This window comes from Kribbella italica (assembly GCF_014205135.1).
Taxonomy (GTDB): domain Bacteria; phylum Actinomycetota; class Actinomycetes; order Propionibacteriales; family Kribbellaceae; genus Kribbella; species Kribbella italica.
The window spans coordinates 4,506,509-4,528,005 of the sequence record NZ_JACHMY010000001.1; the positions used below are offsets into that span (position 1 = coordinate 4,506,509).

The 21,497-nt window shown below is 66.4% G+C and carries 26 protein-coding genes; 4 read left to right on the forward strand and 22 right to left on the reverse strand.

What is annotated here, in order from left to right:
- Positions 1-123: 123 nt before the first annotated feature.
- From HDA39_RS20775 to HDA39_RS20810, 8 genes are all read right to left on the reverse strand, one after another.
- A complete protein-coding gene (locus HDA39_RS20775; protein ID WP_184797487.1) occupies positions 124-825 on the reverse strand; it encodes a UTRA domain-containing protein in 702 nt (233 codons plus the stop codon).
- 137 nt (positions 826-962) lie between these two features.
- Positions 963-1,142, reverse strand: a complete 180-nt coding sequence (locus HDA39_RS20780; protein ID WP_184797489.1) for a DUF5302 domain-containing protein — start codon at positions 1,140-1,142, stop codon at positions 963-965.
- A gap of 112 nt (positions 1,143-1,254) precedes the next feature.
- Positions 1,255-2,226, reverse strand: coding sequence for an AraC family transcriptional regulator ligand-binding domain-containing protein (locus HDA39_RS20785; protein ID WP_184797491.1), 972 nt, complete (start codon positions 2,224-2,226; stop codon positions 1,255-1,257).
- The gene (locus tag HDA39_RS20790) at positions 2,223-3,017 is read right to left on the reverse strand and encodes an oxidoreductase (RefSeq protein ID WP_184797493.1); all 795 of its coding nucleotides are present in this window, start codon (positions 3,015-3,017) and stop codon (positions 2,223-2,225) included. The genes HDA39_RS20785 and HDA39_RS20790 overlap by 4 nt, the downstream gene beginning before the upstream one ends.
- Positions 3,018-3,128: 111 nt before the next feature.
- A complete protein-coding gene (locus HDA39_RS20795) occupies positions 3,129-3,677 on the reverse strand; it encodes a CbrC family protein (RefSeq protein WP_184797495.1) in 549 nt (182 codons plus the stop codon).
- A 106-nt stretch (positions 3,678-3,783) separates the two neighbouring features.
- The gene (locus HDA39_RS20800) at positions 3,784-4,089 is read right to left on the reverse strand and encodes a DUF5984 family protein (protein ID WP_184797497.1); all 306 of its coding nucleotides are present in this window, start codon (positions 4,087-4,089) and stop codon (positions 3,784-3,786) included.
- A gap of 22 nt (positions 4,090-4,111) precedes the next feature.
- Positions 4,112-5,326 (reverse strand): DUF6357 family protein, encoded by a 1,215-nt coding sequence (locus HDA39_RS20805; RefSeq protein WP_184797498.1) that lies wholly within the window; start codon positions 5,324-5,326, stop codon positions 4,112-4,114.
- Positions 5,323-5,967 carry a hypothetical protein gene (locus HDA39_RS20810; protein WP_184797500.1) on the reverse strand — a complete coding sequence of 215 codons (645 nt, stop codon included), beginning with the start codon at positions 5,965-5,967 and terminating at the stop codon, positions 5,323-5,325. Before HDA39_RS20810 ends, HDA39_RS20805 begins: the two co-directional genes overlap by 4 nt.
- Before the next feature lie 72 nt (positions 5,968-6,039).
- On the opposite strand from HDA39_RS20810, the gene HDA39_RS20815 reads away from it, so the two are divergent.
- Complete coding sequence (locus tag HDA39_RS20815; RefSeq protein ID WP_184797502.1) at positions 6,040-7,422, forward strand: recombinase family protein; 1,383 nt, start codon at positions 6,040-6,042, stop codon at positions 7,420-7,422.
- Positions 7,423-7,479: 57 nt separating this feature from the next.
- Here the strand turns inward: HDA39_RS20815 and HDA39_RS20820 are convergent, their stop codons facing one another.
- The 9 genes from HDA39_RS20820 to HDA39_RS43785 form a co-directional block, all read right to left on the reverse strand.
- Entirely contained in the window at positions 7,480-7,668 is a 189-nt protein-coding gene (locus tag HDA39_RS20820) for a hypothetical protein (RefSeq protein WP_184797504.1), read from the reverse strand.
- Positions 7,669-7,767: 99 nt separating this feature from the next.
- Positions 7,768-9,396, reverse strand: coding sequence for a YfjI family protein (locus HDA39_RS20825; protein WP_184797506.1), 1,629 nt, complete (start codon positions 9,394-9,396; stop codon positions 7,768-7,770).
- Positions 9,393-10,280: a bifunctional DNA primase/polymerase gene (locus HDA39_RS20830; RefSeq protein ID WP_184797508.1), complete on the reverse strand. Its 888-nt coding sequence runs from the start codon at positions 10,278-10,280 to the stop codon at positions 9,393-9,395. The genes HDA39_RS20825 and HDA39_RS20830 overlap by 4 nt, the downstream gene beginning before the upstream one ends.
- A gap of 26 nt (positions 10,281-10,306) precedes the next feature.
- Entirely contained in the window at positions 10,307-10,732 is a 426-nt protein-coding gene (locus HDA39_RS20835) for an RRQRL motif-containing zinc-binding protein (protein WP_337925826.1), read from the reverse strand.
- Positions 10,729-11,100: a hypothetical protein gene (locus HDA39_RS20840; RefSeq protein ID WP_184797510.1), complete on the reverse strand. Its 372-nt coding sequence runs from the start codon at positions 11,098-11,100 to the stop codon at positions 10,729-10,731. Before HDA39_RS20840 ends, HDA39_RS20835 begins: the two co-directional genes overlap by 4 nt.
- Positions 11,101-11,294: 194 nt before the next feature.
- Positions 11,295-13,529: a cell division protein FtsK gene (locus HDA39_RS20845; protein ID WP_184797512.1), complete on the reverse strand. Its 2,235-nt coding sequence runs from the start codon at positions 13,527-13,529 to the stop codon at positions 11,295-11,297.
- Between the two features lies 1 nt (position 13,530).
- Positions 13,531-14,337: an ABC transporter permease gene (locus HDA39_RS20850; RefSeq protein WP_184797514.1), complete on the reverse strand. Its 807-nt coding sequence runs from the start codon at positions 14,335-14,337 to the stop codon at positions 13,531-13,533.
- A complete protein-coding gene (locus HDA39_RS20855) occupies positions 14,334-14,573 on the reverse strand; it encodes a hypothetical protein (RefSeq protein WP_184797516.1) in 240 nt (79 codons plus the stop codon). The genes HDA39_RS20850 and HDA39_RS20855 overlap by 4 nt, the downstream gene beginning before the upstream one ends.
- The gene (locus HDA39_RS43785; RefSeq protein ID WP_184797518.1) at positions 14,570-14,821 is read right to left on the reverse strand and encodes a DUF6284 family protein; all 252 of its coding nucleotides are present in this window, start codon (positions 14,819-14,821) and stop codon (positions 14,570-14,572) included. Before HDA39_RS43785 ends, HDA39_RS20855 begins: the two co-directional genes overlap by 4 nt.
- Positions 14,822-15,122: 301 nt before the next feature.
- Between HDA39_RS43785 and HDA39_RS20865 the strand changes: the two genes are divergently transcribed.
- The gene (locus HDA39_RS20865; RefSeq protein WP_238356109.1) at positions 15,123-16,193 is read left to right on the forward strand and encodes a helix-turn-helix domain-containing protein; all 1,071 of its coding nucleotides are present in this window, start codon (positions 15,123-15,125) and stop codon (positions 16,191-16,193) included.
- A 15-nt stretch (positions 16,194-16,208) separates the two neighbouring features.
- Positions 16,209-16,784 (forward strand): HD domain-containing protein, encoded by a 576-nt coding sequence (locus HDA39_RS20870; protein ID WP_184797522.1) that lies wholly within the window; start codon positions 16,209-16,211, stop codon positions 16,782-16,784.
- Positions 16,785-17,136: 352 nt separating this feature from the next.
- Here HDA39_RS20870 and HDA39_RS43335 read toward each other — a convergent pair whose 3' ends face one another.
- The 5 genes from HDA39_RS43335 to HDA39_RS20895 form a co-directional block, all read right to left on the reverse strand.
- Positions 17,137-17,718, reverse strand: coding sequence for a Swt1 family HEPN domain-containing protein (locus tag HDA39_RS43335; protein ID WP_184797524.1), 582 nt, complete (start codon positions 17,716-17,718; stop codon positions 17,137-17,139).
- Positions 17,715-18,356, reverse strand: coding sequence for a DUF5343 domain-containing protein (locus HDA39_RS20880; RefSeq protein WP_184797526.1), 642 nt, complete (start codon positions 18,354-18,356; stop codon positions 17,715-17,717). Before HDA39_RS20880 ends, HDA39_RS43335 begins: the two co-directional genes overlap by 4 nt.
- A gap of 104 nt (positions 18,357-18,460) precedes the next feature.
- On the reverse strand, positions 18,461-18,778 hold the full coding sequence (locus HDA39_RS20885) for a hypothetical protein (RefSeq protein ID WP_337925827.1): 318 nt from the start codon (positions 18,776-18,778) through the stop codon (positions 18,461-18,463).
- A gap of 3 nt (positions 18,779-18,781) precedes the next feature.
- Positions 18,782-19,876, reverse strand: coding sequence for a redox-regulated ATPase YchF (ychF, locus tag HDA39_RS20890; protein ID WP_184797528.1), 1,095 nt, complete (start codon positions 19,874-19,876; stop codon positions 18,782-18,784).
- A 78-nt stretch (positions 19,877-19,954) separates the two neighbouring features.
- Positions 19,955-20,479: a GNAT family N-acetyltransferase gene (locus HDA39_RS20895; protein WP_184797530.1), complete on the reverse strand. Its 525-nt coding sequence runs from the start codon at positions 20,477-20,479 to the stop codon at positions 19,955-19,957.
- Positions 20,480-20,706: 227 nt separating this feature from the next.
- Here HDA39_RS20895 and HDA39_RS20900 point away from each other — a divergent pair, with 227 nt between their 5' ends.
- Positions 20,707-21,483, forward strand: a complete 777-nt coding sequence (locus tag HDA39_RS20900) for a polysaccharide deacetylase family protein (RefSeq protein ID WP_184797532.1) — start codon at positions 20,707-20,709, stop codon at positions 21,481-21,483.
- Positions 21,484-21,497 lie beyond the last annotated feature (14 nt).

Below are 21,497 nucleotides of genomic sequence, written 5' to 3' on the forward strand. Positions count from 1 at the left end.
GCCTCCTCGTGTCCGTCGCGACCAAGATTGGTCCGGACCAATTAAAGAGGCTGAGCGATCAGCTGTCAGCAGGGTGAAGCGAAAGCGAACAATTGGGGATCAGGGCCGCAGCGCGGCCGGTGCTCAGGGCCGCAGCGTCGCGCGGAAGGCGACCCGATCCCCTCGATACAAGGACCGGACCACCTCGATCGGCCGACCGTCGACGTCGCGGCTCCGGCGGTGCAGCAAGAACATCGGCATCGACTGCGTCGCCTGCAGCAGCTCAGCCTCCCGCGGCGAAGCGATCACCGTCTCGACCACTTCCTCGCCCTCCCCGAAGCGCACGCCGAGCTCATCGGTCAGGCACCGGTACAGCGAGCCCGTCGGCCGCAGTACAGCCCGCAAGGTCGGAAACCGCTCGACCGCCAGGTACGTGATCTCCAGCCCGATCGGCTGCCCATCGGCGAAGAGCACCCGCTCCAACCGATGCACCGGCGCGCCGACCGCCACTCCGAGCCCGTCCGCCAGCTCCGCGTCGGCGTCGACCTCCTCGAACGCCACCACCTCCCGCGCCGGCTCATGCCCCTGAGCCCGCAGCGCCTCGGTGTAGCTCACCAGCGCCAACGGCTGAATCAGCTTCGGAGTGGCAACGAACGTCCCCTGCCCCTGCCGCGCCCGCAGCCGCCCGTCGGCGACCAGCTCACGAATCGCCTGCCGCATCGTCCACCGCGACACCCCGAACTCCGCCGCCAACGTCCGCTCGGGCGGCAGCGCCGCGCCCTCCCCCAACCGCTCCAACAGATCGACCAGCCGGGTCTTCACGGCAAAATGCAGCGGCACGTCCACGCGGCCGACTCTAGACGGTCGAAACCGCGCTTCCTTCGCCGTACCGCCTGACAAAAGCTAGAGCCCCGGGCGGCAACCCGGGGCTCGGAACGGATGGATGGGCGGCTGTGTCAGCTACCGGACGTGCGCCTGCTGGATCAGCTACCGGACTTCCGCCGGAATTGACGCTTCTGCTTGTCGTTGTGCGCCTCGCCGACACCCTCGTGCCGCGGCCCACTCCCCGGATGCGACTCGTGCTGCGCGTTCTTCTTCGCGAGCGCCTCACGGAACTTCGCCTGCAGATCGTCCTTCGCCGGCTTGCTGGACTTGTCGCTCATACCGTCTCCTTAACAAACCGTCAGGGCATACACCTCTACCTAACCAAGTGTGACCACCCCCGCGCCAGCCAATATCACCGGGTCCACACCTCGCGGCCCCCCACAAGCCCCACTACCCGCCGCGCGCAACCTCTGGGGTCTGCCCCGTCCACGCGTGGAAGGCTCGGTAGAACGACGTCGTGTCGTCGTACCCGAGGAGATAGGCGATCTCGGCGGCGGTCATCGTCGACGTGGTCAGGTAGTGGCGGGCCAGCGACTCGCGGGTGTCGCGGAGGACGGTCTGGAAGCCGGTGGACTCCAGTTGCAGCCGGCGCTGGAGGGTGCGGACGCTCATCGCAAGCTCGCCGGCCACCGCGGCCGCCGTACCGGAACCCGCGGGCAGCAGCTTCAGCAACGCCGTACGCACCAGCTCCACGGTCGGCGTGCCCTGGTCGAGGTCGGCCAGCCGGCGGCGGAACTCGGGCTCGAAGTAGTCCCACATGCGCTCGTTCGCGGTGAGGAACGGCCGCTCGGCATCGGCGGCGGCGAACGTGATCGACCATCGGGACCCACGGGCGACCGGCACCCCGACGTACTCGGCGTACTGATCGGGCACCGGCACGATAACCGGCGCGGTCAGACCGAGCGGCTGTACGTCGTACCGCGTGGCGATCCGCGCGAGCGCCACCCAGAACAGCAGCTCCACCAGGCCGAGCTCGTCCGGCGGCTGCTCGTCGTCGGGCCAGACCAGCTCGATCCTCGAACCGCTGACCTCAAGCCGCATCGGTCCCACCAGCCGCTTGTACTGCGCCATCCGCTCGGCGGCGACCAGCAGCGAAGGACTGCAGAACGCCGCGAACAACGGCGGATCGAACACCTCCGCCGACAGCAACCGCGCGACCGTGATCGGCAGCACCGGATCGTCCAGCTCCTCGGCGAGCGCCCGCCAGAACGCGTGGTACTCCGGCGGCGTCAGCTCGACGGTGCCGCCGGACAACAGCCCCTCAGGCAGGCGAGCCCGCTGCAGCACCGCCGGCACCGACACCTCGAGATCGGCCAGCAGCGCCCGCGCCGACGGGCCGAGGGTGTAGCGATCCGTGCTCACACCCGGCTCATCAGCACGCGATCGTAGACCCGGTCACCGAACCACTTCCGCACGAACAGCAACGGCCGCGCGTACTGCCCCGCGACGTACCGGGTCCGCGGCCGCGGCGCCCCGATCGCCTTGACGATCACGTCCGCAAGCTTCGCCGGCGACGTCGCACCGGAGCCCCCGGCCGACGCCGCCGCGATCCGGCCCGCGAGATCGGCGTAGGCACCCTGCCCCGACCGTTCCATCACCGGCCCCGCCAGCACCGACCCGAACTCGGTCGCGACGATCCCCGGCTCGATCACCACCACATCGATCCCGAACGGCTTGACCTCGATCCGCAAGCAGTCCGACCACCCTTCCACCGCATGCTTCGACGCGTGGTACCAGGCCCCGAGCGGCGTGTAGACCTTGCCACCCATCGACGACAGATTGACGATCCGCCCGTTCTTCCGCGCCCGCATCCCCGGCAACACCAACTGCGTCAGCCGAGCCATCGCAAACACATTCACCTCGAACTGGTACCGCGCATCGTCGATCGAGGTGTCCTCCACCGCGCCGTACAACCCGAACCCAGCGTTGTTCACCAGCACGTCCACGCCACCGTCGATCGACTCCACCAACTTCACCAGCTCGTCGTCGTTGGTCACATCCACCCCAACAACCGTGGCGCCCCGCTCTTCCAGGTCCCGCATCAACTCAACCCGCCGCGCCACGGCGTACACGGTGTAACCGTCCTCGAGCAGCTTCTCCGCCGTCGCCTTACCCATCCCGGACGAAGCCCCAGTCACCAGCACGGTCGTCATCAAGCCCTCCTCAACAACGGCCCCACTGACCGCCACTCCCGACGCTAGTTCCGCCAACCCCGCCACAGCACTAACCGATCCCGCCAACCTGCTTCCCGATCACGCCAGGCCTCAGTTGGCGTCGGAGTATGCCAGGTGCACGCCGCAATGCAGGCACTCGAAGAGGTACGCCGTCATGTCACCATCAGGCGAGAGCCGGCTGATCCACTCCTGCGCCGCAGCAGTATCCATGCCCAGCTCCTGAGCCTCGTCCCGAAGGGCTTTCAGGGCTTCATCGTCGTCCTTGATCTGGTCCCACCCCGTCCGGCCGAGGTACGCGGCCCCGTCGCCACAGTGCGTGAGCCAGTACGACTCCTGCCACGAGAAGTACCCCGGCGTGCGACGCAGGATCTCCTCCAGCACCGCACTCGGAAGACTGTCGGACTGTCTCCGCAACCCGTCGCTGAACTCAGCCGATCCATCGGGTCGTCCGAGGCGCTCGGCAGCCGTCCCGTCGGCGATACACCCGAGACAGAGCCGCTCGGCCTGCCGACCGAGGATCGGGCCGGCGTAGCGAGCGCCGGTCACCTCACCGCACAGCTCGCATGCGCCACCGTCGGCGACCGCGGAGCCGGTCGCGATCGGATCCGGGTGGTAGCGGAAGGCAGGAATCGAGGTCACGACTCGATTGTCGGCGAACCGTGAAGCCTCGGTGCGCTGAGGCGGGCCCGCGGTCCGGATACTGGCCCAGTCGGTCGCCGCTTTTTCGGGCGAACGCACGGGAGAGTCATGTCGCGCGTTCAGCTTGTTCGACGTGCAGGTGAACGAGGTCTACGGCGAGGCCGAGCGGCGGAGCAGCGACGACCTCGGCGACGCGAAGGTCCATCGCCGAGATGAACGCCTGATGGAACTCGTCAACAGCGGCGAGGAATTCGGGCACGCCAACTGTGACCTCTCCGGACGGTGGCGCCGTGAAGAGGCTCGGATCGGAGTTCTGCCAGCTGATCGTGACCTGATCGCCCTCGCGCCGGCAACGGATCCGGAGCGCGTTGCGCAGGTAGCCGACGTCGAGGAAGTGGATCAACGAGCCCACCAGATCTCGGCCACGTTGCCAGTCAGCGCTTGTCGGCGTTGCGTTGGCGGCGGGCCTGTTCGAAATCGATGACGCTGGTCAGCCACGGGCCGTGCCCATCCAGCGCGGTGTAGCCGCCTGTGACGAAGGCTCGGACCATCGTCCGGTATCCCTCCAGCCCGTCGACCAGGCTGTACTCGACGCGGTGTCCGCCTCCGGAGAGCGTTGTGATCCGCGCGCTCGAGTCCGCGTAGAAGTGGAGCTGGAGGCCTTCCCCCAACTCCTCGTCCTCGATCGTGAACACCTCGTTGTTCGCAGCCGAGCGCTCGCTGACGAACTCCCAGAACTCCGCGGTCGCAGTCCGGGGACCGCCCGGGAGCCAAGTCACCTCGCCGTCCTTGTCGTCGGTGAAGATCAGCGGTCTCTCGGCAACGCCGCCGTCGTCCTCGATCGGCAGGCTCCTGGCGCGGCTCGCGGCCTCCGAGCACAGCAGGAACTTCACGGTCGCCACCGCGTCCTCGACGAGCTCAGGGTGCGTACGGCGTACCGCCGCATCGACCGCCGCCGCCATCCGGTCCCAGTCGCGCTTGTCCGTGGCACGTCCGCCCCGGCGCGGATCGCGATTGATCCGCAGACCGGCGCACGCTCGCTCCGCGGTCGCGATCACCCGCAGTACGCCGGGCAGCAGCGCCGGATCGACCGCCTCGGGACGACGCTGCGGGATCGTCGCGCCATGGAGGTACCGCCCGGTGAACTTCAGGATCGCGGCGTCGAGCGGAGCCAGCGTCACCCCACGCTCAGTGCGTCGACGGTCCGCGTCGTGCTCCTGAACCCGAGGCCAGTCAGCCGACGAGGTCGCCGCGCCCATCGCGGCCCAGACCTGGCCGCGATCGAGCAGGTCGAGGTCGGCGCCGTGGGCAACGAGCCGGCTCCTGTCCCACCGGATGCGCCGGAACAACGCCTCGAGGTCAGCAGGCGCACCGAAGAGGATCGGATCCAGCAGCGCGACAGCAGCATCTTCGTCCAGGAGCCCCCTAGTCCCGGCCGCGTCGCACAGCGGCAGAATCGCGCTCCACAGCAGCAGGTGCCTCCGCAGATCGTCCTCGATCACCGCAAGATGGGCGTCCTCGATCGGGAACGTGAACGTCCGCGGATCGTGGTTGGCATCGGCCCCGGCACCAAGCTCGATCCGCAGTACGCCGTCGTCCCGGACCACCTTCGGAATCCACCCGTCACGGGCGAAGACGACGTCTCTCATGACCACCGTTCGAATTCGGTGTCGAGGCGCGCGTCCCTGCGCACCCAGACTTCGCCGTCGGCGGCCTCGGCCGGGGCGTCGACCCGTTCGAGCCCGAGGAACTCGATCAGGACCAGCAGGGCGGCGCGTTCAGCCCGGTCGTCCTCGGCACCGTGCGAGTCGAAGAAGACGTACCACTGGTCGCTCGGGTCGACGATCCCCGAATCCGCCCAGATCCGGCCGGCTTCTTCGAGCGCCGCGGCTTCGGTCGTGATCGTCGCGGCGCGGGTGGCACCGCGGGCCTCCGGCGTCGCGTCGAGGTCCGCGAGGTTCGGCAGCCACGGGCCGAAGTGATCGAGTCCGGCGTACCCGTTCTCGAAGAACAGCATCGCGCCCGGCAGGTAGCGGTTCGGCCGGTCGACCTTGAGGTACTCGAGGCTTCCCGCCGTACTCCGGGCGAGCACCGCTTGACCGGGCATCAGCACCAACCGCTGGCCCGCCGGCTCGTCGTCGATGGTCCAGGTGCCACCGTCCTGGACCCGGAAGAACGTGGAGAACGCCACGTACGCTTCCTGAGCGTCAGGTACGACGACCCGCTGGTCGCCGCCGTCTCCACCACCGAAGACGAACTCTTTGGGACCAGGGCTGTAGGGGCGGGCCATCTGCGTCCTTCGAAACGGTGAAAACCTAGACGTTGAAGCGGAACTCCACCCAGTTCCGCTACCATCCAACATGTGACGCTGAAGCTTAGCCGCCGCGCGGCACTGTACCTACGCATCAGCCTGGACGCCACCGGCGAGATGCTGGCCATCGACCGCCAACGGGAGGACTGCCGGCGTATCTGCGACGAGCGCGGATGGACGATCGTCGGCGAGTACGTCGACAACAGCGTCAGCGCCAGCGATGCCCGCAAGAAGCGACCCGGATATGACGCGCTGATCAACGCCTACGATGCCGGAGCGTTCGATGCATTGGTCTGCTACGACCTGGACCGCCTAACCCGCCAGCCTCGCCAGCTCGAAGACTGGATTGACCGCGCGAAAACCGGCCAACTGCTGATCGTCACGGCCAACGGCGAGGCTGATCTTTCGACAGACGGCGGCATGCTCTTCGCTCGAATCAAACTCGCTGTTGCCCGGGGAGAAGTTGACCGTAAAAGCGCCCGGCAGAAGCGCGCCCTTCAGCAGCGGGCCGATATGGGCCGCCCGCCTCTCGGAGTCCGGCTCACCGGATATACCACGGCCGGTGAAGTGATCGAATCTGAGGCCGTCATCATTCGGCGTATTTTCCGCGATTTCGGCCACGGTGAATCACTCAAAGGAATTGCAACACGGTTTGAATCCGAGGAGATCAAGACACGACGCGGCGGGCGCTGGAGTTCTTCGTCCATCGCCTCAATCCTTCGCAACCCGCGCTATGCCGGTTTGGCGATCTACAGAGGCGAAGTCACAGGGAAGCCCGGCAATTGGGAACCACTGGTATCAGAAGACCAATTCGCCCTAGTGCAGGCACGGCTCGCTGATCCGCGCCGGAAGACGAACAAGGTCGGCACGCATCGCCGCCATCTGGGCAGCGGACTCTTCTTGTGCTGCGATTGCGGCTCACGGATCTACGCCTGGTCAGGTAACCGCTATCGCTGCCCTAATGCGTGCCTGGTTCGCTCTATCGCACCTGTGGACGCCTACCTGAATTCCGTAATCAAGGCACGGCTCGGCCTGACCGACGTACTCGCAAGAATGCGCCGTGCGCCGGTCGAGTCCGCCGCCCCTTTGGAGGCTGAAGCCAAGGCACTACGCGCCAGGCTCGGGCGAATTGAGAGCGACTATGACGCCGGGCATATCGACGGGCGTCGATATGCGGTCGCCACGGAGAAAGTCCGGATTGAAATCCAAGATATCGAACGTCGCCTCGCAGCCGTCAGCGGAAACGCGCCGCTCGTCGAGCTTCTCAACAAACCTGACCCGGCCGCCGCATTCGATGACCTGAAATTGATGGCTCAGAGAACCGTTCTCGAAAGTCTCATGACCGTGATATTGAGACCAGGACGGCACGGAAGCAGGAAATTTGACCCGGTAACCGTCCCGATTCTATGGAACGGAGCGACTGCTCTCGCCTGAAAGCGTAGGTCCGGCCGCTCAACCGAGCGGCCGGACCTACAGCAATGTGGCTAATGGCTACGCCGCCGCCTCGGCAGCGTAGTGGTTCAGCTTCGGCCCACCCATCGCGGCTTTGATCCGGGTCCGGCCGGGGGCGGTAACCGGCGTCGGTGCGAGTATTGAGACGATCGTATTCAACTGCTCATCGGTCAGCGGCGGGGCGGCAGCGACAACCGCTTGTATGTGCGCCGCCAGCTCGTCGCTCATCAGTTGACTCACAGTGCTAGGTCTCCCTGCGTCGGTGAGGATCCTGACAAAAATGACAAAAATGACAGATCTCGGGTTTCGTCATTTTTGTCATTTTTGTCAGGGGGTCTGGAGGGCTGCCGGGTGGACGTCGTAAGCGATTGACGGGCGGCCGCGTCCCGGCTTGCTCTCCCGGAGCCGGATGTAGCCGTGTTCAGTGAGGACACGCAGAGGGGCTTCTAGGTCTGCCGCCGTGTTCAGGCCACTCCGGCCGTTCTTCGCTCGCAGAAGGTCGCGACGAGTGAAGGTGTCGTTGCCCTGTTCGTTGATCCAGGCAAGCACTTCGCGGGCATCGTCCAGGTCAGGATCAGACCGGCCCATGAGGTCATAAACGGCTAGAGCGTGGTCTAGGTAGTAGCGGCCGATGCGTTCGGCGGCGTGCATGGTGTCGGCGGTGATGGGGGTGGCGTAGCCGGTGGTGAAGGTGTGGGCCAGGTGAAGTAGTGCGGCGATCCGCACGACGGCTCCGGCGAGCTTGGATGCCCAGTCAGTGATGGGTGCAAGCTGACCGGTCTGGGGGTGGAGCCGGGGTTCGATCCAGTCTTGAAAGTCGAGGAGGACTTGCCGGGCGTCGGGGGTGAGCTCGAGGTGGTGCGGGGTGTCATGGTCGGCCAGAAGCAGCACGAGGGCGCGAAGGGCATCGCTGTAGGTGGTCCCGATTGCTTCAGGGACCGCTTCGGCCCGGTTGTTGCGTCGGCCAACGGTGTTGACAGGCAGGCTGTAGAGGATGCGTGCGAGTACGCCTCGGTCACGGAAGCCGGGCTGTGCGGCCAAGCCCTGCAGGGTTCCGGGCTGAGTGGTGACTCCGAGCGTCAGCGCGGGCCGGTCGATCGATTCGGCTTCACGACCTTTGCGGTCGACCTGGATCTTGTCGCCTGCGTGGCCCTTGAGGAACACCCCGAGGTTGGGGGCTGCGGAGTAGCGGGTGCCGGTGAGGGTGGCGAACACATCGCCCTCGGCCGACAGCACCGCGATCCGGCCGCCATGGGTGGCGATGAGCGAGACGCAGGACTCCGGAGTCACGTCGTCAGTCATCAGCCGGGGCAGCTCAGGAACGACGATCTCGGCTGCCTCCTTCGCGGCAGCGGTTGCATCAGCCAGCGCCGCTTGTGGGTTGGCGGTGGCGCGTTCGGCCTTCTTGGCAAGGTCTTCAGCGCGCGCGGCTGCGATCCGCGCGGCCAGTTCCAGCTCGGTTCGCTGCGGTGCCGTCGCCAACTGCAACGCCTCCTCGGCATCCGACAATGCACCGGTCAGCGCCCGGAACACCGGCGACTTGCGCGAGCCGGGCGGTAGCGCAGTGACGGTGTAGAGGTTGACTTGCTCGACCCATGACCGATCGACCTGCACGAGCACCTTCCCGCCTGCTGCCGTGGACAGACATGCCAGCGCGACTGACCCGGCGAGATCGGTAGGCGTCTGGGTCGCTTCCGCGACGGCGGTCACCTGGTCGGCCAGCCACCCGGGGAACACCTCGACGGGGAACGGTCGAAGCAACCGATCCGCCTTTAGCGGCACCGGCGGGCCGTCCCAGACCGGCTCGGACAACGCAGGCGAGCCGCTGCGCGAATCCATGGCGCCCGGACGGACTACATGCGGCCGGATCGGGGTCGGTGGTTCGATCGGCCCCCAGGGATCGTCTGGTGGCTCGGTCAGCGGTGGCAGCCAGTCGGGCAGCTCGGCGGCGCTCATGCGGCGGCGATCCCTTCGTCACGGAAACCGCCGGTGATGGCGGCCTGAATGTCGCGTGGTGTCTGGGCGGCTCGGTGTCCTGCGTCGGTCAGTGCGGTGATGGCGTCGGTCCGGTCGATTGCTCCGGCCGCGACCATCCGCGCAACGCCTCTGGCAGCCCCGTAGAGCGTCGTGCGGCGCTTCCCCTTGGGTGCGTGCCGGACGGCGTCCAGGTGGGCGCTGAGGAGCTTGTCCGGGTGGGAGATGCCCCCTCCCGGAGTGGTCGCGGCGGCCGTGGTCGGGTGCGGGTGCAATTCGGCCGGCGTAGGCGCAGGCAGGCACGCGGTGATCAGCGCGGGGGGCATCTCCTCCACGTGGTCGGCGGCGGTTCCCCAGCGGTACGGGAGGTGGGTGCGGTGGTGCAGCGAGGGCGGCAGGACGACGTACCCGCCGTCTGCTTTGAAGTCGATCCCGGCCCGGTTCGGCATCGGCCGCGACGGCAGCTCGTGGCCGGGGTGGCGGTAGTACAGGTGCAGGCCACCGGATCCGGTGTGAACGTGCAGGGTGCGCGGCACGAGCCCGGCCGTCATCAGCTCGGACAGGCTGGCGTCGCCGCCGTGCGCGGGGTCCACATCGATCACGGCCAGCCCGGACACGGCGCCGGTGCGTACGGCGAGCTGACCGCCCGGGACGGCGTTGACGATGGCGGCGAGCCGGGCCGGGTCGGTGGTGGCGGCGTAGAACCCGTGGCAGGTCAGGTGCCCGCAGGTCGCCGGGTCGTGGGCGTCTTTCGGGCAGTCCTCGCAGTTGGCTACCGGGCGCTTGGAGCGTCCGAGCATGAACACCGGCCAGCCACGCCCGGCCGCGTCGAGCGCGGCCGTCAGGATCGGCGTCGGTGTGGTCATCGTCGTTCTCCCTTCTGTGGTTGGGACTAGGCGGCGGTGGCGTAGCTGTCGGCGGTCATGCACAGGTGGCAGCGGCCGTCAGAGGTCGGGATGCAGTAGTCGGTGACCTGGCGGCACTGCCCGCAGGTCCTGCGGGCTGTCATGGCTTTGTCCAGTGCGTTGAGCTGGGCCGGTGACGGGACGCGGGAGGGCCGGGCGAGGTCGAGCCGGTACAGCCATGCCCAGCGCTGCCCGTTGCGCCACACCAGCAGGGCGTACGGCTCGTGGCCGCCCGGGCACATGTGCAGCGCGCGGAGCTGGCGGCGGGTGGCCAGTCCTGCGGGTGCCCAGCGGAACTTGAACACCGGGGTTCCGTAGTGGTCCCAGCCAAGGGCCTGTTTGCCGTTCCACAGCTCGACCCAGCGTGACGCGGCGGGGTGCAGACTCGCCTTGTCCATCACGCGGCCGGTCACTTCTTGTCGCCCTTGCTGACGGTGTTGATCCCGGCACCCCGGGCGGCGCGGATGTAGTTGATGACGTGTCGCCCGATCCGGACCCGCATGCCGGAGCCGTTGCAGCGTCCGCAGTGGCGGTAGGCCTTGCCGATCGGGGCCTTGAACTTGCCCGCGCCGGAGCAGCGGCGGCAGCGTCCGAACGGCCAGATCAGGCAGGTGAGGAGGTAGAAGGCGACGACGCCGGTCACGATGAGTGTCACCGTGGCGGCTTGGGTGATGGTGTGGACGGTGGCGGTCAGGTCGGCCGACAGGGGCAGCCAGCCGCTACCCTGGCCGCTACCGTGGGTAGCGGCGGTGAGGGTAGAGGTAGCGAGAGTGCTGGACACGGAAAGCCTCCAGAGGGCTGTTTTTGGGCGTGAGGAGCCTGAGCCGCGACCCGCTACCCGCGGAGATACGGCCTGGTCAGGGTGGATTTGTCGGGTAGCGGGGCGGGTAGCGTTCCCGCTACCAGTAGCGGCCGGGCCGCTACCTCATCCGTCCCGCCACCCCGTACAGTTGATTACTCTGCGTTAGCCGCGGCTTAGGTGCCGGCCGGGTTGGTTCGGCGCTCGATCGCGGCGCGGATGTCGTCGGCGCGGGCACCCTTGCGGTTCACGCCGTCGCGCTTCACGTCCCGGCTGGGGACCTTCAGCGCGCGGGCCTGAGCCGAGATCGCGTCCGGGGTCGTGCCGTCGTACTGCTCGGGCATCTGCTCAGCCAGCCGTCCGGCGATCGCCTCCCAGTGCGCGGCGGTGTCGGCACCGAGCACGGTGAGGATGTCGGCCAGCACGTCACGGCTGGACCGCTCGATCTCTTCCCCGGCCGCCTCGCCGGTCAGCAGGTTCAGCGCCTCGCGCTGCTTACGGGCGGCGGTCAGGATCTTGTCGGCGTCGGAGGCATCGGCCAGGAACGTCCGCACGGTCGGCGTCGCGTCGGTCGCGCCGTACAGGTAGCCGACGCCCTTGAACTTGTCCCCGACTGGCAGCGAGGAGGCGTCGTAGCCCTCCTGGTAGGCGTCACCGCCCAGGACAGCCATGGACACGTCACGGTTGCCGCACTTGAGCGCGAACCGGATCGTGTGGTTGTCGCGGAACCGGTTGAACAGCCGCTGCACGTCGGCCCCAGCACCGACACCGGACGGCTTCTGCGAGCTGGACAGCAGCCACACACCAGCGCTCGGGCCGACGGCCTGGATCGTGGACAGCTTGCGGGCAACCTGCTTGTTGACCTCCTGGTCCTCGGTCTCGAAGTACTTCTGGAACTCCTCCATCACCAGCACCCACACCCGCAGCTCGGGGTAGCGCGGATCGCGGGCCAGTTCCTCGGTCAGCGTGCCGTTAGGGCAGACCTCGACCGGCAGCGTGGTCAGCAGGTCGTTGACCTTGACGATGTGGTCGAGGATCTCGTCCAGAGCAGCCAGGAGGTGCCCGATCGGGTCGGAGTCGTTCACGTTCGGGACCTCACCGAAGATGATCCGGTGCGCGACCTTGCGGAAGCCCAGCCAGTCCGGCGAGTTCTTGCCGTCGGCAATGATCAGCTTGACGTGCGGGTCGAGCGCGGCGTGCAAGGCGATCAGGCGAGCCGAGAACGTCTTGCCCTTGCGTGGCTGCGCACCGACCAGCACCGAGAACCACGGCAGCGACAACCAGACCACGTTGTTGCGCTCGTCCAGGCCGAACCGGACCGGGTTCCACACCGAGCGGCGCTTGCCGTCGAGCATGTCGGTACGCCCGGCCGGGATGCCCAGCGGGTCCACGTCGGCCACGAACAGCTTGTGACGGCGCGACGATGAATCGTCCGGGGACAGGAACACCTGACGCTCGTGCACGTCCAGGCCCGAAGCGATCCGCTCCCGGGCTTTCAGCACGTCTGACCAGCCCAAACCCCACGGCAGATCGATCACGACCTCGCTGCCGGTGTCGGAGCGGTCCCGCGACATCGTCGAGCCGAAGTTGACCTGCTTGTCGGTCTTGTCCGGGTTGCCCAGACCGGCCGCGTAGTAGGCGCGCAGCACGATGTCTGAGTTCAGCTTCCGGAACCGGGGCGCGACCACAGCGGTACCAACCAGCGTCTGACCAGCCGGGCGGCCATAGTGCGCCAGCGCAGCCACCGCAGTAGCGCCAGCAGCCGCCAGAGCGGCCGTAGGAGCCATGCTCAGCGCGACCGGCACACTAATGCCCAGGCCGACGTTCTGGGCCGCCAGAACGCCACCACGCCACGCACGGGTCGCCTTCACCTGGCGGTGGATCTGGCTCCACTCCTTGAACGCCTTTTCGTCAGCGGCCTTCTGGTGAAGGGTTTCCGCGCCCGGCACCCACCACCAGCGGATCTGCGTACGGACCAGCCGCGTGAAGCCACGCCCAGCGAACCAGGCCAGCTTGAGCCCGTACCACGGCGAGCGGACCGTGTGGAACAGCGCCACGTGACCCGAGCGGCCCAGCGCGCGGCGGATGGTGCCGCGCAGGTTGCCCGGAAGCAGGTGCACCGGGATGATCGGCTGCCGTGAGCCTTCCTGGACCGGTACGGCCAGACCGGGAACGTCCACCGGGACAAGCACCTTGCCGGTAGCCGGGTCGTCGTCGGTCCGGTCCTCGTCGAGGGCGATTTCGTAGGCGGTGCCCATCCGCTCGACCTCGCCCACGGACAGCGGGACCACAGTGCCGGCCGTTTCGGTCGGCTCGGTGTGGGCCTGGTCGTCGCGGCGGGCGCGGCGGGCGTCAAGGTCGATCGGCGCGGCCACGTCGTCGGTCGGGTTCTCGTTCGGAAGCTCGGTCATGTCAGTTCCCCTCGGCCTCGGTGGGGCGGGCGTGGATCAGGTGGGCCAGCGCGGCGCCCATGCCGAGCACGGCGACCGGCAGGCAAGCGACGACGGTGGTGATCTGCCAGGGCGCCTGAGTGACCCCGGCCGCCTCCAACAGGTGATAGGCGACCTGACCGAGCGCACCCAGACCCAGGGCGCTCAAGGCCGACCACTTGGCGAACCGGCGGGCCGACGCCGGGACCCGGCCGGACAGCCAAACGCGCAGCGCGAACGCGGCGTACGTCTCGACCCCGATCGGCAGCGTGATCGCAGAGTTGATGGTGAAGTTGTCGGCAATGCCCGGCAGCGGGTGAACCACCCCGAATCCGGTCAGCTCACCGAGTCCGACCCAGCCGGACCAGACAGCGATGAACGCGGGCAGTGCGAGCAACAGCACCGGCCAGGTGCGTACTGGCCGAACAGCCTCGGCAGCGGCCGGGGCGGTGGCCGTGTCCAGTTCCGTATCCGGCCTGACCTGCGGAGATGCCCCCTCCCCCGGCGCGGGGGGCATCTCTACAGCGCTAGTGCTGTGCTCAGCGTCCGGCTGATCCTGGACAACGTGCAGGTGAGCCTCAGCCGGTGCCGGGGTGGAGTCGGGCGCTCGATCGTGCGTCGGCTCGGTGAGGGCAGCCAGCACAGCGCGAGCCTTGTCGGCACCGATTCGAAACTCACTCTTGATCCGGTTCTGTGACGGCGTCGCGCCCAGGTCGGCGGCGAGCTTGCGAGCGGCCGGGATCAGGTCCTCAACCGGCACCGGGTAGGCCGTGCGAAGCGGAGTGCTCATGCTGCGATCTCCTTGCCTGCAAGTACGTGGCGGGCATCGATCAGGAATCCGGTCAACGCCCAGAGGTCACCAGCGGCGACGGCGGCTTCAGCCGAATCGGCGGGCGGCAGGTCTCCGGTTACGGTGGCCAGTAGGGCCAGCAGCCGGGCTTCCAACTCGGCAGGCACAGCGGCCGGGGTAACCCCCAGGCGTACCGCCTGCGCTTCAGGCAGGCTCATCCGGCGGGGGCGCTTCACGCGGCGCCATCCGTGGCGATGATCTCGCGGTTGGCGAGGCTCCGTTCGGCGCCCAACACCCGCGCCTCAGCGCGTCGGATGCGGCGCCGATCCAGAGCCGTCGCGGCCGGACCAGCGTTGATGTACGCGATCTCGGCATCCAGCAGGCTCAGTCCAGCGCTGATGACCTCGTCTTCGCGTTCGATCGCGGCGAGGTCAGCAGCAGTCGGCTCTACGTTGTCACCGGCACGAAGGTGGATGATGTTCACGGGTTGCTCTCCTCTAGGACTGGTTGATGTGACCCGGACGCCTCGGCGGTTGCACCCGCCGGGGCGTCGCTGTGTGGGCTGGCCAGACTCACTGAATACAGCGCCCACGCTGTATAGCTTTACAGCGATCGCGCTGTATTGCAAGACTTGGCTCGTCGGCATGTCTCAACTGTGCTGGGCAGCCGACTCGTGATGAACTGACCAGCGGTACGGGTAACGACGGGCCTACAGAACCCCGAGCGGAGGTGCTGAGCGGATGAGCAGGGGACAAACCCTGACTGGCGTGAAGGGTTCCGCCGACATGCCCGAGCTGGGCGCCGTCTCCGGCTTCCTGTTCAAGCTCATGCGCGGCGCCATTGGGTGCACGCAAGTGGACCTAGCCGAGCGGCTCGGCGTCGACGACAACACGATCCAGGGCTGGGAGAGCGGCAGGCGCCCACTCTCCGCCTTGCGCGCGGTCGACGTAACTCGCCTGAGCCAGCGCCTGATGATGCTCGGAGCACCGGCGGTCGCGACGGCCATGCTGCCGTCCGCTATCGAGGCTGACGGGTTCCTGACGACTGCCATACGGGCGGGGAGTTCGGAGATCCCGCTGTGGGAAAACCCGCTGGCAAGCAGCGTTCACCGCCGAAGTTTCGTCGCCCTGGTCACATGGCCATTCACCGGAATAATCCCCTCATCGGTAAGGCACCTTCCCCTGCCGAAGGGGCGTGGTCCGGTCGCTGATCGCCCCCAGCTCTCCAAGACGATGCAGCAGCAATTCTTTGACCAAATGCTCACTTCGGCTGAAGTAGCTGGAAATAACGCGACATTGCTTCGCCGCCAAGCTACCTACATGCTTGCGTTCGATCAGCGCAAAGAATCCGCGCAATGGCTCGCGGGGGAACATCGTCGCACTGCTGCGCGTTCTATTGATGAACGTGACCTACCATCCGGAATCCTTAGCCGAACAGCGTCGCTGGCAATTGCTCGACAGGGGGATCTCGACCCTGTTAGGCACTTCATTCAAGGAACACTTTCAAACAATGATCAGACACTTGCCAGCCTGACATACTGGGCATACTGGTTAGGCGAAATTCCTGACACCTATGCCGACGACGGCGACATGGTCACACTAGGCGCTAACACGTGGTCCGGCCGTCGCTTGATCGAGCACCTGATCACTCATCTAGACGATCCACGGAATGCAGAAATGAACATCCATAGCCTCCTGTGCTTGGTTATGGCAAGGAAGGAACTACTTGAGTCCGACGCAGATCTACGCCACCGCACCGCCTTGGCGATTGAGTGTGCGGAGACTACCGAACTCGGGCGGCATGCTCGAAATGAGTTGGCCAATCTACGCTTTGCGACACAGCTCGCCGGGCGCTAAAAAGAGGAGCATGCGATGAGTGATGAGCAGAAGAAGAAGGAAGCGGCCGCCGTCGCAGCTTTTGCCTTCGAAATGGGCGTGCTCAAGCGCCAGCGACGTTCGGGTTGGTGGCATGCGGGCGTTCGCGATCCCGAGTCGATCGCGGAGCACAGCTTGCGAGTCGCGCAGTTGGCCGGCCTAATCGCAGCGGCCGAGGGAGGCGACCCCGCTAAGGCTGCGTACATGGGTCTTTGGCACGACTCGCAAGAGACCCGGATCGGAGACATCCCGCACAGCGCCCGCCCCTACGTAGAGGCTGCCCCGAACGTCGGCATCACCGTAGACCAGGTCGCCGGGATGGCCGAGCCGCTCGCAAACTCTGTCATCAAAGCCGTGGAAGAATACGAGGAAAAGACCTCGCTAGAGGCGATCTGCGCACGCGATGCCGACAAGCTCGAATGCCTAATTCAGGCCGTCGAGTACCGAGACCTCGGCGTCCAGCGAGTTCAAAGCTGGATCGACTCGTCCTACGCATCCCTCAAGACAGAGACCGCACGTCGGGTGGCTGATGAGGCGCTAGAGATCTCCCCGCTCAGTTGGCGCGAGAAGTAACCATGGCTGACGAAAAGGCCGATCTACCCACTGACTGGTGGATGACCGACGATGTCGCCGCTTTCCTGAAGGTCTCTGACTCAACCGTCCGGTCTTACGTCGCTCGACAGCAGATCCCGGCGCCAGACCGCATGTTCGGTCGGTCGCCTGGTTGGAAGCCTAAGACCATCCAGGCATGGCACGCCGCCCGGCCGCGAAAATCGCGGCCCGCGCAGTGACCGACAGCATCTAAACCTGCCCGGGGGCCGGTCGCTATGGCGACCGGCCCCCGGATCATTTGAATGCGAATGCAGCGTTACTCTTCACTGATTCAGACATTGGGACTGAAGAAGCATCATCCGTGGCGTCGGCACTACCCCACTTGCCGGGTCCAATCCTGCAAGTACATCCGGATGCGCAACAGCTCGCGCTCGTCGAGAATGTTGTTGTGAGCGACGATGTTGCGCGATGCCTCCAATTCGGTCAACCGATTGATGACCCAATTCTGGTCAGGAAAGAGGTCTTCAAAAGCCTCCCAGTTTCGCCGGATAATCGCGATCAGGTCACCGAAGTCGGTGTAGTAAATCTCCTGAGCACCACGACGAATGTGCCACCGATTCGCACCTTCCTTCTCCTGCCGCCCGCCAACCTTCTTGCGCAGCTCGGTTGAGGTACCGCTATCCCACCACTCCGCCCCAAGAGAGTCCTGCATGCGCTCAGCGACGAGTTCGCGAATTGAGTTCTCTAGACAGAACAGGGCGAGGTAGGCAGGCAGGGCTTGCACTGCGCTCCGCCGAATCGAGGGCGAGAAGTCTTCCAAGGGGAGCACACGCTGCACAGCGCCTGGATCCTCGGCCGCTCGCACTGAGATGCCGTCCAGTTCTAAGCTATTAAGCAGATCCTCGACAGCCATCCCTTTGAAAAGCCAATCGCGAACCGAGTGTTCGTGCGTCACTGAAGCTCCTCGCGCAGCGCACGAAAAATGGCCCGGTAGACAGCAACGTCGGAGGTCGGAGGAATATGCAGGTGAATGTCGTGGTGGAGGCTGAGGCCTCTACCAGATGCCGCCGCGACAAGCGATGCGGTTTGCTCCTCGCTCACCACCTCAGAGTCAGCAGTTTCGCTTTCCTTCGGTGACTTGTCCGGCTGGACTTCCAGTTCAACTGGAACCGACGACCAATCAGCGTGACTAGCGAATGCTTTGAATGTTGCTGCCATTTTCTTTGCAACGGCATCGCCTTGACCAGTGACAGTCTTGAAGGTATCGGTCAACTCCCCTGAAGATCGAGAGTGCGCCATCTGATCGGCGAGAAAGATTGGAGCCCAGCCTTCGCGAAGCCCATCAGCCATCGCACGTCCACCGCTGGAAGCAGCTTTGAACTCATTATAGCGAGGCAAAGGCGTTCCATCTTCACTGATAAAACGCAATTGCTTGAGCATCCTAGGGAACGATCGATCCTGGGAGCCGGTGAAACCTAACGTTGATTTCACGAATTCTACAGTGAACTTCGGCGGTGTTCCTGCGCCTCGAATTTTCTGGAGGATTGCGGCGACATTACCAATGGAAGGCATGTACGGCAGATCAGTTGTCACTTGCCCACCTCCAGTCTCTCCTGTTGGCTGACCACGAGCCACACGGCCATGGCTACTTCTTTGCTGATCCAGACGTTGGGCTGAGGCGGAACTCGACCATAGCGCTATCCATCCTCCCGGCCCGGGAGTGGCGCTCCGTCCAGGAACGCTTCGTATGCCTCACGGGCATCTTCGTCGACGTGCGGCGACCCAGGCCCGTACCGGAGGTCCGTGCGGTCGCGCTTCGGACCTGACAGCCAGAACCACTCGCCCGTCGCGACGTCGTAGAAGTTCGCGTCCCACCCCTGGAACCGCCTCAACTCCCGGCCATGCACCCGGGCCGTCTTCCACGTCTTGTTGAAGTCCACCCAGGCGATCCAGGACGGGCCACGATCGATCTGATGGCCCGACTTCAGCTGCACGAACATCAGCCGCCGGGCCACGGCTTACTTCTTGGGCGTAGACGTTGGGCTGAAGCGGAACTCGACCACATCACCGTCGGCCATGATGTACTCCTTGCCCTCCATGCGGACCTTGCCGGCGGACTTGGCCGCGGCCATCGAGCCGGCTTCCACCAGGTCGGCGTACGAGACGATCTCGGCCTTGATGAAGCCGCGCTGGAAGTCGGTGTGGATGACGCCGGCGGCCTCGGGAGCCGTCGCGCCCTTCTTGATGGTCCAGGCACGGGATTCCTTCGGGCCGGCCGTCAGGTAGGTCTGCAGGCCGAGGGTCTCGAAGCCGACGCGGGCCAGGACGTCCAGGCCGGGCTCCTCGACACCCATCTCCGACAGCATCTCGCGGGCCTCGTCCTCGTCGCCGAGCTCGACCAGTTCGGCCTCGAACTTGGCGTCGAGGAAGATCGCCTCGGCCGGCGCGACCAGTTCGCGCATCTTCGCCTTCAGGCCCTCGTCGGCGAGCTCGTCGGCGTCGCAGTTGAAGACGAACAGGTACGGCTTGGCGGTCATCAGCATCAGTTCGCGGATCGCGTCGCGGTCGACGTTCGTCGCGATGATCGGCGTACCGGCCTCGAGGTGCTTCTGCGCCTCGCGCACGGCCTCCAGTACGGCGACGCTCTCCTTCTTCAGCCGGGACTCCTTCTCCAGCCGCGGGATCGCCTTCTCGACGGTCTGCAGGTCGGCCAGGATCAGCTCGGTCTGGATGGTGGAGATGTCGTCGGCCGGCGAGACCTTGCCGTCGACGTGGGTGACGTCCTCGTCGACGAACACCCGGGTCACCTGGCAGATCGCGTCGGACTCGCGGATGTGGCTGAGGAACTTGTTCCCGAGCCCCTCACCCTCCGACGCGCCGCGCACGATCCCGGCGATGTCGACGAACTGGACGGTGGCCGGCAGCTGCTTGGCCGAGGAGAAGATCTCGGCCAGCTTGCCCAGCCGCGGGTCCGGCACCCCCACCACACCGACGTTGGGCTCGATCGTCGCGAACGGGTAGTTCGCCGCGAGCACGTTGTTCTTGGTCAGCGCGTTGAAGAGCGTGGACTTGCCCGCGTTGGGGAGCCCGACGATTCCGATGGAGAGTGCCACGGGCGCCAAGACTACGCGTCCGTCCGGCCGGACCCCAATCCACAGCCGGTACGCCGTACGCCGTACCCGCCGCGACCCTCAGATCACGAACGACGCCAGCTCCGCGTCGTACCACCGCTTGGTCAGCCCCAGCGGCCGCATCCCCAGCCGCCGGCAGACCGCGAGCGACGCCTGGTTGTCCGGCCGCACCACCGCGTAGATCTCCGGCAAACCGGCCTTGAACCCGTGCCCGATCGCCCCACGCGCCGCCTCGGTCGCCAGCCCGCGACCCCACGCGTCGGGATGGAAGTGCCATCCCACCTCGACCTCGCCACGCCCCGGTTCGGAACCCGACGGCAAGGGCACCAGCAGCACTGTCCCGGCCACGACCCCCGTCGCCTTCTCCTCCACCGCCCACACCCCGTGCACCGGATCGGCGTTGCGCAGGTTCCACCTCTCGATCGACCGCGACGCGGCGTCCCGGTCCGTCATCGCCCGCGGCGTGGCGCCCAGCCAGCGCGACACCTCCCAGCGCCGGTAGATGTCGTACACCCGATCACCGTCGGCGTCGGCCCAGTCACGGACCACGAGCCGTTCGGTCTCGAAGACCACCTTGGCGTCCATCGCGCCTCCCCTCGCCCTTGTGACGTTGATCTACCCGGCCCACCACTCCGGCGGCAAGGGATCAGGACAAGCGTGATCACACCGTTGTTGCCTGACGCGGAAGTCACCGAGATCTCCTTGCAACACGACGATGCCAACCAGGGCACGGATCGCCGCGTCTCCCTGGTGTGACAGCTCCTGAGGGGGAGCGAACTGGGGACCATCCGCCTGATCTGCAAGGGAGCATCATGTCCCGAAAGCTTGCTGCCGTCATCGGCACCGCCGCTGCCGCCGCACTCGTTCTCGGCGGGCTGTTTGCCGTCGCGCTGGGACATTCGACCGCACCGAAGCCCACCGCCGCGGCCGGCAGTACGGCGGGCTCGGTGCCGCCGCCGTCGACGCCGGCCACGACACCGACTCCGGCGAAAACCCCTGCCCACACACCCGGTACGCCGGTCGCCGACCCGACGGCGTCGCTGATCACCGGCAACAAGAAGGTGATCTTCTTCAGCTTCGACGACGGCCCGGACCCGGTCTGGACGCCGAAAGTCCTGCAGGTACTGAAGAAGCACGGCGCCCACGCCACGTTCTTCCAGCTCGGCAAGAACCAGGCCCTGTACCCCGGGCTACGCGACCAGATCCTTGCCGACGGCAACACCATCGGCAGCCACTCGATCACGCACCCGCAGCTGACCGCGATCTCGGCGGGCAAGCGCCACCACGAGATCTTCGACGGGCCGCGGTCGAAGTGCTTCCGCCCGCCGTACGGCGCGTCGAACCCGAAGGTGCGCGCCGACATCAAGGCCGCCGGGATGGCACAGGTGCTGTGGGACGTCGACCCGCGCGACTGGGCCAAGCCGGGCACGAACGCGATCGCGCACAACATCATGACGCACGCCCACCGCCACAACATCGTCTTGATGCACGACGGCGGCGGCGACCGCGCGCAGACCGTCGCGGCCCTGGACAAGGTCCTCCCGCTGCTCAAGGCCCAGGGTTACAGCTTCCCCGCGATGGACTGCTGACCCGCCTTCCAGAA